At 31.0% G+C, this 12,132-nt stretch carries 12 protein-coding genes; all 12 read left to right on the top strand.

Translation table 11 applies throughout. The features are described 5' to 3' along the window. Positions 1-467: glutaredoxin domain-containing protein (locus Q0C22_RS04055; protein ID WP_291491547.1), on the top strand; the 467-nt coding region annotated here is incomplete at its 5' end. Continuing rightward, the gene (waaF, locus tag Q0C22_RS04050) at positions 464-1,486 is read left to right on the top strand and encodes a lipopolysaccharide heptosyltransferase II (RefSeq protein ID WP_291491539.1); all 1,023 of its coding nucleotides are present in this window, start codon (positions 464-466) and stop codon (positions 1,484-1,486) included. The genes Q0C22_RS04055 and waaF, both read left to right, overlap by 4 nt. After that, on the top strand, positions 1,483-2,433 hold the full coding sequence (locus Q0C22_RS04045) for a glycosyltransferase family 9 protein (protein ID WP_291491533.1): 951 nt from the start codon (positions 1,483-1,485) through the stop codon (positions 2,431-2,433). The genes waaF and Q0C22_RS04045 overlap by 4 nt, the downstream gene beginning before the upstream one ends. Further along, on the top strand, positions 2,426-3,523 hold the full coding sequence (locus tag Q0C22_RS04040; protein ID WP_291491524.1) for a polysaccharide deacetylase family protein: 1,098 nt from the start codon (positions 2,426-2,428) through the stop codon (positions 3,521-3,523). The genes Q0C22_RS04045 and Q0C22_RS04040 overlap by 8 nt, the downstream gene beginning before the upstream one ends. 71 nt (positions 3,524-3,594) lie before the next feature. Beyond that, the gene (locus Q0C22_RS04035) at positions 3,595-5,352 is read left to right on the top strand and encodes an acyl-CoA synthetase (RefSeq protein WP_291491516.1); all 1,758 of its coding nucleotides are present in this window, start codon (positions 3,595-3,597) and stop codon (positions 5,350-5,352) included. 64 nt (positions 5,353-5,416) lie between these two features. Next, a complete protein-coding gene (recA, locus tag Q0C22_RS04030) occupies positions 5,417-6,433 on the top strand; it encodes a recombinase RecA (RefSeq protein WP_291491507.1) in 1,017 nt (338 codons plus the stop codon). Then, positions 6,420-7,490: a type IV pilus twitching motility protein PilT gene (locus Q0C22_RS04025; protein WP_291491486.1), complete on the top strand. Its 1,071-nt coding sequence runs from the start codon at positions 6,420-6,422 to the stop codon at positions 7,488-7,490. Before recA ends, Q0C22_RS04025 begins: the two co-directional genes overlap by 14 nt. Further along, on the top strand, positions 7,490-7,900 hold the full coding sequence (locus Q0C22_RS04020) for a regulatory protein RecX (protein WP_291491474.1): 411 nt from the start codon (positions 7,490-7,492) through the stop codon (positions 7,898-7,900). The genes Q0C22_RS04025 and Q0C22_RS04020 overlap by 1 nt, the downstream gene beginning before the upstream one ends. Beyond that, positions 7,897-10,485 (top strand): alanine--tRNA ligase, encoded by a 2,589-nt coding sequence (gene alaS, locus Q0C22_RS04015; RefSeq protein WP_291491463.1) that lies wholly within the window; start codon positions 7,897-7,899, stop codon positions 10,483-10,485. Before Q0C22_RS04020 ends, alaS begins: the two co-directional genes overlap by 4 nt. A gap of 4 nt (positions 10,486-10,489) precedes the next feature. Continuing rightward, complete coding sequence (locus Q0C22_RS04010; protein WP_291491454.1) at positions 10,490-10,753, top strand: phasin family protein; 264 nt, start codon at positions 10,490-10,492, stop codon at positions 10,751-10,753. Next, positions 10,746-11,537 (top strand): AmmeMemoRadiSam system protein B, encoded by a 792-nt coding sequence (amrB, locus tag Q0C22_RS04005; protein WP_291491452.1) that lies wholly within the window; start codon positions 10,746-10,748, stop codon positions 11,535-11,537. Before Q0C22_RS04010 ends, amrB begins: the two co-directional genes overlap by 8 nt. After that, positions 11,534-12,132, top strand: a 599-nt coding sequence (locus tag Q0C22_RS04000) for a hypothetical protein (RefSeq protein WP_291491450.1), incomplete at its 3' end; no start/stop codon positions are given. The genes amrB and Q0C22_RS04000, both read left to right, overlap by 4 nt.

Raw genomic sequence — 12,132 nt, 5'->3', positions numbered from 1 at the left:
TTTCTTTGAAGGTTGTGTGTTATTTTTGTTTTTCAATTTTCTTAATTTTTTTAATTATTGCAATTGTAAGATTAATACAAAAACACTACTTAATGATTTTTGCGTTTGCCAGTTTCATAAGTGTTTTTTTTATTGGTTATTTAGTAATGCCAAACCTTTCTCCTTTAAGTTATGGATACGATTTATTTTACTCTGAAACCTGTCGGCATTGCGAAAAAACAATTGTTTTTTTAAAAAAATCACATATTAATGTAAACTTATACAATGTGAATGAATATAAAAATTTTTTAAACAATATTGGCATTAATCAGGTACCTGTTCTTTTTGTAAATTTAAAAGATCAAAAGAAGTTTATAGTAGGTCAGGAAAATATTGAAAGATACTTTTCTAAGTCTGAATTAAATGTTAATTACAAATTTTTTAATGAAAACCAAACATGTATAATAGGGGATAATTGTACAAAATGAAACGGTTTTTGGTTATTCAAACAGCTTTTTTGGGCGATGCGATACTTAGTGTACCTATTGCAGATTCAATAAAAAATAAATATAAAAATGCAGAAGTATTTGTTCTTACGATTCCACAAAATAAGGATGTTTACACACTTAATCCAAATATAGATGAGATTATTTTATATGATAAGCATGGTTTAGAAAATAGTATATTTAGCATGATAAAAAAAATTAAACTTTTAAAAAGCATTGGTTTTGACTGCATAATTACATCTCATCCAAGTGCCAGAACAGCAATTATTAGCTACTTTACTACATCTAAATGTCGTATTGCACCATCAAGTGTTTCTCTAAGTTTTTTATATACAAATACAATCAGTGTGGAATCTATGCAGCATCAAATTGATAAAAACCTCGCCTTGCTAAAGTTATTAGAGTTTGAGGAAAAAGATTTGGTTAGAAAAATAAATTTGTTTTTTTCAAAAGATGATGAAAAGCTTATAAATGGCGTTTTAGAAGCTTATTCTATCGATCACACAAAAAAAATTGTTGTAATAAACCCAGTTTCAGCCTGGCCAACAAAGCGTTGGCCAAAAGAATATTACAAGGAACTGGCTTTTATGCTTGAACAAAACGGGTATTTGATAGTATTGGTTGGTACTCAAAAAGATATTAATATAGGGGAATATATAAAAAATAATAAAAAAAATATTGTTAATTTAATGGGTCAAACAACTTTAAAAGAACTTTTTGCTGTAATCTCAAAAGCAAATTTGCTTATTTCAAACGATTCGGCACCTGTACACATTGCATCTGCTTTTAATATCCCAACGATTGAAATATATGGCCCAACATTGCCAGAATTTGGTTTTTATCCTTTAAGCGAAAAAAAAGCAATCTTTGAAATAAAAGATTTAGATTGTAGACCTTGTGGTAGACACGGAGGAAATTCTTGTAAAAAATCCCACTTTGATTGTATGATGCGTATCAGTCCTCAGGAAGTATTTAAAACAGCTATAGAGTTTTTGGAATGAACTTTTGTGTTATTCGCTTAAGCTCGCTTGGGGACATTGTTTTAACAACAGCTTTTGTTGTAGAATTGAAAAAGAAATACCCGGATGGTAAAATATTTTATATAACAAAAGAAGCTTTTATTGATTTATTTAAAAATGTAGATTTTATTGATAAAGTACTGGATTTTAAACAAATAAATTGCCTAAAGCACATAAAATTTGATGCAATATATGATTTGCAGGTTAATCTTAGAAGTTTTTTGATATCAAACAAACTAAAAGGCAAAGTATATAGGGCACCAAAACACAGGTTGTATAGATTGAAAGTCTTGTACAAATCGCGGTTTCCATTTAATTTTATTAAAGACAAAAAACAAAAAGATATTATAGAAGATTATTTAAGCCTTATTGGCAAAAAAGAAGGTTACCCGAAACTAACTTGCAAAAAACAAAAAAATAAGGAATTAATAATTGGTATAGCGCCTTTTGCTGCGTGGAAAAACAAAATATGGCCAAAACAAAATTTTATAGAACTGATTGAACTTTTAGATGTTGCTTTTACAAAAAAAACTTTTTTTATTTTTGGCTCAAAACAGGAAGAAATTTTATCAAAGGATTTCGATAAACTCCCATATAATATAAAAAATTATACTGGGGTTTTGTCTTTAGGTGAGCTTGTTGAAAAAATTGGCGAGTGCGATGTTTTCATTACAAATGATTCAGGTTTGATGCATATTGCAAGTGCATGCAATGTGCCAATTGTTGCTATTTTTGGTCCAACTGTGAAAGAATTCGGGTTTTATCCACGGACAAAATCTGTTATAATAGAAAAACGGCTTTATTGCAGACCGTGTCACCTGCATGGGGGCAATGTTTGCAAAGAAGGTCATTTTAGATGCATGAAAGATATTCATCCACAAGAGGTTTTTTTAGCTGTTAAAAGTTTATTGGAGGAAAGTAATGTTTAGTGTACCAGTATTATTATATCATCATATAAATTATGATAATGATGTTTTATCTATTAGCCCAGAAGTATTTGAAGAACACTTGAAATATTTAAAACAGGAAGGCTATGTAAGTATAGACGATGAAGAACTGGCTCAATATATGATTGAAGGCAAAAAAGATTGGCAAAAGGCTGTTGTTATAACATTTGATGATGGGTATTTAGATACCTGGGTGTGGGCATATCCTTTACTTAAAAAATATGGTTTTAAAGCCTTGCTTTTTTTGGTTACATGGAACGTAGAAGAAGAAGAATCATTGGGTTTTAATTTAGATGATGTTTATGCTGGCAAAATCCAAATGGATAAACTACCAAAGTGTGAAGCGCAATATGCTATAATTGATGGTTTTAAACACAAAGTAGAAAGCAAGCTATGCTGGAGCGAAGTGCGTTTTATGGATAAAAGCGGAATAATAAAAGTTTTGCCACATTCTAAAATGCATCAAAAGGTGTATGCAAGCGATAAAATCGTTGGCTACAATAGACCAAGAGAAAAACTATCATATTTTGGGGATGTAGCTGGTGATAAAAGGTATGGAACACTTGATTTTAACAGAAAGCCTGAGTTTGCTTACAATGAATTTATTCCTGATAAAGAATTAAACGATATGCTTCATAAGCATGTTTTGGATAATGGTTATCTGGATTTTTTTAAAAAAGAAAACTACAAAACAGAACTTGACAAGATTGTTGAAAATTATAGACAAGAAAAAGGTTCAATTGGTATATTTGAAACAGACGAACAAAGATACATTAGGGTTTTGAGAGAATTAAAACTTACAAAAGGTGAACTTGAAACAGAGATTAAAAGAAAAACATACTCTTTTGCATGGCCATGGGGTGCATACGATGAAATTAGTATAAAAGCAGCAAAAGAGGCTGGGTTTAAATATTTGTTTACAACCAAGGTAGGAGCGAATATAATCGGATCTAATGTACTTGAGATAAAGAGGTTCAGGATCTGGAAATCTGATTTGAGCTGGTTTAAAACACGTTTACAGATGTATTCTAATCCTCTTTTAGCTAAAGTTTACTCTTACTTAAAAAAATAGTTTTTTATTGACATATTATACTTTTTATATATACTACTATTAAATATAAGCTAATTAAAAAGGGGGTTTTTATGAAAGAAGAGTTATCAGAGTTTTTAAAACTTAGGGACTTTGTTTTAAGCGGACCCGATTACAATACATGCAAAAAAGAGTTTAAATGGCCACATTTGGTTAAATTCAATTGGGCATTAGACTATTTTGATTATATTGCAAAAGATAATAACGATCTGGCACTAATTTGTGCAGATGAAAATGGTTTAGAAAAAAAAGTTACATTTGATGAGATGAGAAGACGTTCTAATCAAGCTGCAAATTTTTTTAAGGATTTAGGTTTGCAAAAAGGCGATAGAGCTATGATTATGATGGAAAACTCAGTGTATTTGTATGAAATTTTACTTGGTTTGATGAAAGCAGGCGGTGTAATAATTCCAGCTGCTACAATGTTGCCCCCTGAAGATGTAGCAGATAGAATTAAATCAGCAAATATAAAGTTTTTATTCGTTAACAGTGAATATGTAGATAAAGTAATGAAAGCAAAGGAAGCATTATTTGATTTGGTCGCTCGAATAAATGTTGGAGATCCATTGGATACGGTTTTGGAAGAAGATTCGGATAAAGTACCACTTTGGTTTAATTACAAAGAAGTTGATAAATACAAAGATGAATACGTACCTACATTTATAACATACTCTACAGATGAAATGTACTCTTTTTTTACTTCCGGAACAACTGCAAAACCAAAGCTTGTTATGCATTCTCATCATTATCCGGTTGGCCACTTAACAACCACTTACTGGATTGGTTGCAAAAAAGGCGATATTCATTACAATATTAGCGCACCAGGTTGGGCAAAACATGCATGGAGTAGCTTTTATGCACCATGGAATGCTCAAAGCACAATTTTTACTTATCGATACAAGCAATTTAATGCAAAAAAAGTTTTATCAGCAATAGAAAAATATAAAGTAACAACACTTTGTGCGCCACTGAGTGTTTGGAAATTGTTTTTAATTGAAGATTTAAGTCAATATAAATTTTCTCTAAAGCAACTTGTAAGCGCAGGAGAGCCACTAAACCCAGAAATAACAAAAAAGGTAAAAGAAAAATTAAATATTGATTTAAGGGAAGGTTATGGTCAAACAGAAAGCACTGCTATGGTGGGAAATTTTATTGGAGAGCCTATAAAAGAAGGTTCTATGGGTAAAACCGCACCGGGCTATGAGCTTTTTGCATTAAATGAATTTCTTGATCCAGTTAAACCAAAAGAAGACGGTCAGCTTGCCGTTAAAATTTATCCTGTAAAACCACTTGGTTTATTAACGGCTTTAGGCGATCCAGAAAAGAATGCGGCAATTTTTAAAGGTGGTTATTATTTAACCGGTGATGTAGCCTCTATAGATGAGGATGGTTATTTTTATTTTGTTGGCAGAGCAGATGATGTATTCAAGAGCCTTGATTACAGGATAAGTCCATTTGAAGTAGAAAGTGAAATTATGGTTCACCATGCAGTTTTAGAAGTAGGCGTAATACCAACTGTAGATGAAAAAGACAGAATTGTGCCAAAAGCATTTATAGTTTTGAAACCCGATTATATAGCTTCAAAAGAAATGGCATTAGATATTTTTAGATTTATAAGAGACCATATGGCACCATATAAAAGGCCAAGGGTAATTGAGTTTATGAGCGCATTTCCAAAAACAATAAGTGCTAAAGTTATGAGAAAAGATTTAAAAGCCTACGATCAAGAATTAAGAAAAAAAGGCATAAGGGGTGAATTTGAATTTAAAGAATCAGATTTTGCAGATGAACTGAATCTTAGAAGAAGCTAATTTTTTTTAACATTGAATTGAAAATATTTTGTAAATATTGTAAAATGTAAAAAAGGGAGATTGTATGGATGAAAAGAAACTGGAGTCGTTAAAAGTTGCCATATCAAGTATAGAAAAGCGATTTGGCAAAGGTTCATTAATGAAACTTGGTGAACACGAAGCAGTTAAAATAGATGTAATACCTACGGGATCTTTATCTATTGACTATGCTATTGGTGTATGTGGTATACCAAGAGGCAGGATAACAGAAATTTATGGACCGGAATCAAGTGGTAAAACTACACTTGCTTTGCACTGTGTTGCAAATGCTCAAAATGAAGGTGGCATCGCTGCGTTTGTAGATGCAGAGCATGCTTTAGATGTAGAGTACGCGAAAAATTTAGGCGTAGATGTTGACAATCTTTTAATTAGTCAGCCTGATTCTGGAGAACAGGCACTTGAGATCATTGATACGCTAGTTAGAAGCAATGCAGTAGATATTATCGTACTTGATTCTGTTGCGGCTCTTGTGCCACAAGCTGAAATTGAAGGAGATATGGGTGATGCCCATATGGGTTTGCAGGCTAGACTGATGAGTCAAGCATTAAGAAAGCTGACAGGTGCAATAAGCAAAACTAATACTGCCATAATTTTCTTAAATCAAATAAGAAGTAAAATTGGCGTTATGTTTGGTAATCCAGAAACAACAACTGGTGGTAATGCGCTAAAATTTTACGCTTCGGTTAGAATTGATATTAGAAAAGTAAATAACATAAAACAAGGCCAGGATATTGTTGGCAATCGCACTAAAGTGAAAATAGTTAAAAACAAAGTAGCACCACCATTCAAAGAAGCAGAAGTTGATATCATATACGGCAAAGGCATAGATTACATTGGAGATGCACTTGATTTAGCTGTTAATCATGAAATTGTAGAAAAAAGCGGATCCTGGTTTGCCTACAAAGATCAGCGTTTAGGTCAAGGCAGAGACAATGCAAGGGATTTTTTAAAAGAAAATCCTGACCTACTAAATAATCTTATAGACGAAATCAAAACAAAATTAGATTGTTTTACGCAGAAAAAAGAAGATGTTGCAGATTAAAGAAGTTCTAAAGGATGCAATAGAGCATAAAGCATCTGATATTCATTTGAAGGTAGGTACAAAACCAAAATATAGAATAGCTGGTGATATTCATGAAAGTAGTTTCGATATAATTTCTGCAAATGATTTCGAATCTATTTTAGATACACTTGATTTAACAAGTTATCAGATGGATAAACTTATAAAAAACAGACAAATTGATATAGGATATGGTTTGGAAGGTGTTGGTAGATTCAGGGTTAATGTGTTTTATCAACGTGGTTCTTATGCTGCTGTATTCAGGTTTTTACCATATAATATACCTACACTTGAAGAATTAGGTTTACCCGATGTTGTAAGAGAGATTGCTCTAAAGCCTAGAGGTTTGGTTTTAATTACTGGTGTAACAGGTAGTGGTAAGTCCACTACGCTTGCTTCTATGATTGATTTAATAAATGAACAAAAAGCAAAAAATATTATTACAATAGAAGATCCAATTGAGTATATTTTTAATGATAAAAAAAGTATAGTTATCCAAAGACAGGTAGGTTTTGACTGTATTGATTTTGCATGGGGACTAAGAGGTGCTTTAAGAGAAGACCCAGATGTAATTATGGTTGGAGAAATGCGAGATAGTGAAACTATTAAAACTGCACTTGAAGCTGCAGAAACTGGACATTTGGTTTTGTCTACACTTCATACTTTAAATGCCGCAGAAACTGTAAATAGAATTGTGTCAACATTTGATTATAAAGATCAAAAACAAATTAGAAGTCAATTATCAAACGTTATTGAAGCAGTTATTTCTCAAAGGCTAATAAAAAGCACATCAAAAGAAAAGTCAAGAGTTGTTGCTACAGAAATACTTTTGGGTACAGATTTTGTTAGACAGGCTATATTAGATCCACAAAAAAGCTCTGATTTATCTAAAGCATTAATTTTAGGTACTAACGGAATGCGTACATTTGATTTTTCTTTAATGGAACTCTACAATAAAGGATTAATTAGCATTGAGAGTGCTTTGGAATTTGCCAACAATCCAAATGACCTATCTTTGAAGTTTAAAGGCATTTATTAGTGGAAGGTTTAGACTACGCATTTAAGTTGATATCAAAAAAACGATATACTTCAAAAGAACTGCAGGAAAAACTTGAACAAAAAGGCATTGATCCAGAACCCATTATTAATAGATTAAAAGAACTTAATTATTTAAATGACTTGGAATATGCCATAGATTATAAAAACAAAAAGCAAAACGAAGGTTATGGTAAGTACAAGATTTTATTTCAGTTAAAAAATAAGGGTATAAGTGAAGATATTTTAAATAATTTAGAATTTTCAAATAGCAAATTAGAAGAAATTTTTTTAAGTAAGATTCAAAAAATAAAGGATAATAAAAAACAAAAAATATATGCATTTTTAATAAATAGAGGTTTTGATAGTAATGACATTAAAAATTTAATTTATAAATATGAGGATAAATTATGAACTCGAAAATTGTAAGAGAAACATTTTTAGAGTATTTTGAAAAAAACTCTCACACTCGTGTGAAAAGTTCTTCGCTGGTACCACAAAATGACCCTACTTTGCTTTTTACAAATGCAGGTATGGTGCAATTTAAAAATGTATTTTTAGGTAACGAAAAGAGGAATTATACACGAGCCTGTAGTTCTCAGAAATGCGTAAGGGCAGGTGGCAAGCATAATGATTTGGAAAATGTAGGCTACACTGCAAGGCATCACACATTTTTTGAGATGCTGGGTAATTTTTCATTCGGTGACTATTTTAAAAAAGAAGCTATACATTATGCATGGGATTTAGTTACAAATGTTTATGGTTTACCCAAAGAAAAGCTTTGGATTACAATTTTTAAAGAAGATGATGAAGCTTTTGAAATATGGCACAAACAAGAAGGTGTTGATGCGTCTCGCATTGTTAGAATGGGAGCAAAAGATAACTTCTGGTCAATGGGTGATACAGGACCATGCGGACCGTGTTCAGAAATACACATAGATCAAGGAGAAAATGTAGGTTGTAGACGTCCTGAATGCTCTATAGAATGTGATTGCGATAGATTTTTAGAGATATGGAATTTAGTTTTTATGCAATTTGATAGGTCAATAGATGGTAAACTTACCCCACTTCCAAAACCAAGTATTGATACAGGTATGGGTCTTGAGAGAATAAGCGCAGTATTAGAAGGTGTTTACAGTAATTTTGATACAGATCTGTTTATCCCGATTATACATAGTGTATGTGATTATTTTTCTGTTGAATATAAAAATAATGAAAGTATAGATGTAGCCCTTAGAGTAATAGCAGACCACCTAAGAGCTATGGATTTTTTAATAGCTGATGGAGTATTGCCAGATAAAGAAGGCAGAGGTTATGTGTTAAGAAAAATTATAAGAAGAGCTATGAGGTTTGGTACAAAATTAGGTGCAAGAGAACCGTTTTTGTTTAAACTTGTTGATAGCGTAAATGAATCTCTTGGTGATATTTATCCTGAGATTGTTCAAAATCAAATATTTGTTAAAAATACTATAAAACTGGAAGAAGAGCAATTTTTAAATACGCTTGAAGAAGGACTTGCTTTATTTGATAAACTTGTTGATAGGTCAAATAATATCTTGGATGGGCAAAAAGCTTTTAAATTATACGATACATATGGTTTTCCAATCGATTTAACACTTGATATAGCAAAAGAACAAAATATTTTTGTCGATATTGAGGGTTTTAATAGACACCTAGAAACACAAAGACAAAAGTCAAAGTCAAGCTTTAGTATGAATATAGATTTAAAAGACAGTTTGGCTTTAGCTCTTAGAGACTTAAAGCCTACAGAATTTGTAGGGTACGATAATTTAGAATGCAAAGGACACTTAATAGCAATATTTGATTTGAATTTTAACAATAAAAACGTTGTTAATACTAAAGAAATTGCTTATTTTGTTTTTGATAAAACGCCATTTTATGCAACAAGTGGGGGTCAAGTTGCAGATAGCGGATTTATTTTTTCTGAAACTTCAAAAGCTTATGTATCAGATGTTTTTAAACATTTAGATAAGTATTTTATTCATAAAGTTGAAATTTTAGAAGGCGAATTTGAAAAAGACAAAAGCTATACATTGAGTATTAACGTTGCTAGAAGAAAAGATATAGCGCGTCACCATAGTGCAGTTCATTTACTTGATTCTGCTCTTATTAGAAGGCTTGGAAATCATGTTAAGCAAGCTGGTTCTTTAGTTGAGCCAACAAGACTTAGGTTTGATTTTACACATAATTTTAAACTTACAGAAGAAGAAATTAAAGATATAGAAATTATAGTGAATAGCTGGATACAGGAAGCATACCCTGTTAAAACTACAATTATGAATACTAAAGATGCAATTGAATCAGGTGCTATAGCATTATTTAGTGAAAAATACGATGAATTTGTGCGTGTTGTTGAAATGGGCAACGTTAGCAGAGAACTATGTGGTGGTACTCATGTTAAAAATACTGGAGAAATAGGATTTTTCAAAATTATTTCAGAAGAAGCACTATCTAAAGGCGTCAGAAGAATCGAAGCAAAAGTTGGTATGTCTGCATACGACCATGTTTTAAAACTGGAAAAAGCACTAAATTTTGTTTTAAAGGAATTATCAACAAATATTGATGAACTTCCTAAAAAAATAACAGAATTAAAACAACAACCAAAAGAAAAATCAAAAACCTTTAAGATTGAATTTAACCAAGAAAAAATAAAAAACATAGATGTGTGCAATTTTTATATTGATTTTGTTGAAGGCAATATCGAAATGCTAAAAAAGTATGGTGATGCAGTAAAAAATCGTGTAAAAGATATTGTTGTAGTTTTGTATGGAAAATTTGAAGAAAAGGTTTATATTGTATGTATGGTAAGTGGTGAATGTAAAAATTATTTTAAAGCTAATGAAATTATTAAAAGGATTTGCAAAAAATTTGGGGCAAAAGGTGGCGGAAAAGAACAATATGCTCAAGCGGGCCTAAGCATTGACAAAATAAGTGAAGAACTTGTTTTCGATGAATCCCTTTATAAAAAGGAGGAATAGTATTATGCTAAAGGATTTATTTTATGCGGGCGTAGGTTTGGTATATAATATAAACCAAAAAATAACAAAAGCAATTGAAGATGGCAAAAGTATATTAAAAGAAAAAAATGTAAGCGAGTATATTAGTTCTGAAGTATCAAAAAAGAAAGAAGATATTGATAAAGTTATATCAGAATCTTTGAATGAATTTTTTTCTAAAATTGGGATAGCAACAAAAGAGGATATAGAAAAATTAAGACAGGAACTTAAAAACTTTAAACATGAATAGAAAGCCTGTTGTAGCTGGTTATTTTTACCCATCAGACAAGATTGAGCTTATAGAATATCTAAATAGTGTAATTGATTATAAACCATTGTATAAGCCAAAAGCTATAATTGTACCGCATGCTGGATATGTTTATAGTGGTTATATAGCAGCAAAAGCATACAGTATTATCGAACCATATGACATATATGTTGTTCTAGGACCAAACCACACTGGACTTGGAGAATATATATCTGTATTTGATGGAATATACGAAACGCCGCTTGGACAAATAAAGCCATGCGAGTCAATAATTGAAGAAATAACAAGCAGTCATCTGGTTAAAAAAGATAGCCTGGCTCATATAAAAGAGCATAGTATTGAGGTTCAGTTACCATTTATACAATTTACAAATAAAAATAATTTTTGTATTGTACCTATTGTTGTTGGAATAGCTGATTGGAATATATTGGCAGATTTTGGACACTTACTTGCGAATACATTAAAGTCAAAAGATGCTTTAATTATTGTGAGCAGCGATTTTAATCATTATGAAGATCAAAAAACAACCATTTATAAAGATAATTTAGCAATAGAAAAAATTCTTTCTCTATCTGAAAATGAATTTGCAAATACTATTGAAAAATACGATATTTCAATGTGTGGTGCCAATATTGCTTATGCAGCGCTTGTAGCAAGCAAAGAGCTTGGTGCTAAAAATGCTAAATTAATTGATCATAAAACGAGTTTTGATGTTAATGGACAGATGGACCAAACTGTAGGGTATGCAAGTATTCTAATTCAATGAGATCAAAAATCTCCAAAATCGTTTGGCAATATCCATTTGCTTTTGTTTTAAGCGGGATCTTAAGTGTTTATTTTTTTCTTTCAAAAAGTTATTTACTGATTTTTAGCCTTATAGTTTTTATAATTGCAATATTTAGGTTTAAACTGATTATTTTGGCTTCATTTTTGGTTGTTCTGGTTTTTGCTTTTAGAGAAAACGAATTTCCCCCGCAAAACTTTGAACAAGATAGTGAATTCAAAGCTAAAATAATAGCAGTTAAAGAACAAAGTAAATTTTTGAGTGTTATTGCAAGAAGCGAAAGTTCTAAAAATGTTTTTTTGTATGTACCAAAAAAATATACAATAAATGATAGTGGTAAATATATATTTTATGCTAAAATTAAAAGCATTGATGCGCTAAAAGATGATGATTTTAGAGACTTCTTAAAAAGTAAAGGTATTTATTATTACGGATTTGCTTATTATGCAAAATGTTTGTCAACTGGCAATATGCTCGACAATTTTAGACGGAAAATCATAACTGAAAACTATTATTTTTTAAAAGATCCGCATGATAGATTGATAGAAGCTGCAGTCTTTGGAGATACAAAACGTAT

This window comes from Desulfurella sp. (genome assembly GCF_023256235.1).
Taxonomy (GTDB): domain Bacteria; phylum Campylobacterota_A; class Desulfurellia; order Desulfurellales; family Desulfurellaceae; genus Desulfurella.
The sequence above is the reverse complement of the archived record's forward strand: the minus strand, read 5'-3'. Positions and strand labels throughout refer to the sequence as shown.

Bases quoted from the DNA above. Each gene is read 5' to 3' on its own strand.
- waaF (WP_291491539.1), top strand. From the start codon at position 464: ATGAAACGGTTTTTGGTTATTCAAACAGCTTTTTTGGGCGATGCGATA.
- Q0C22_RS04045 (WP_291491533.1), top strand. From the start codon at position 1,483: ATGAACTTTTGTGTTATTCGCTTAAGCTCGCTTGGGGACATTGTTTTA.
- Q0C22_RS04040 (WP_291491524.1), top strand. From the start codon at position 2,426: ATGTTTAGTGTACCAGTATTATTATATCATCATATAAATTATGATAAT.
- Q0C22_RS04035 (WP_291491516.1), top strand. From the start codon at position 3,595: ATGAAAGAAGAGTTATCAGAGTTTTTAAAACTTAGGGACTTTGTTTTA.
- recA (WP_291491507.1), top strand. From the start codon at position 5,417: ATGGATGAAAAGAAACTGGAGTCGTTAAAAGTTGCCATATCAAGTATA.
- Q0C22_RS04025 (WP_291491486.1), top strand. From the start codon at position 6,420: ATGTTGCAGATTAAAGAAGTTCTAAAGGATGCAATAGAGCATAAAGCA.
- alaS (WP_291491463.1), top strand. From the start codon at position 7,897: ATGAACTCGAAAATTGTAAGAGAAACATTTTTAGAGTATTTTGAAAAA.
- Q0C22_RS04010 (WP_291491454.1), top strand. From the start codon at position 10,490: ATGCTAAAGGATTTATTTTATGCGGGCGTAGGTTTGGTATATAATATA.
- amrB (WP_291491452.1), top strand. From the start codon at position 10,746: ATGAATAGAAAGCCTGTTGTAGCTGGTTATTTTTACCCATCAGACAAG.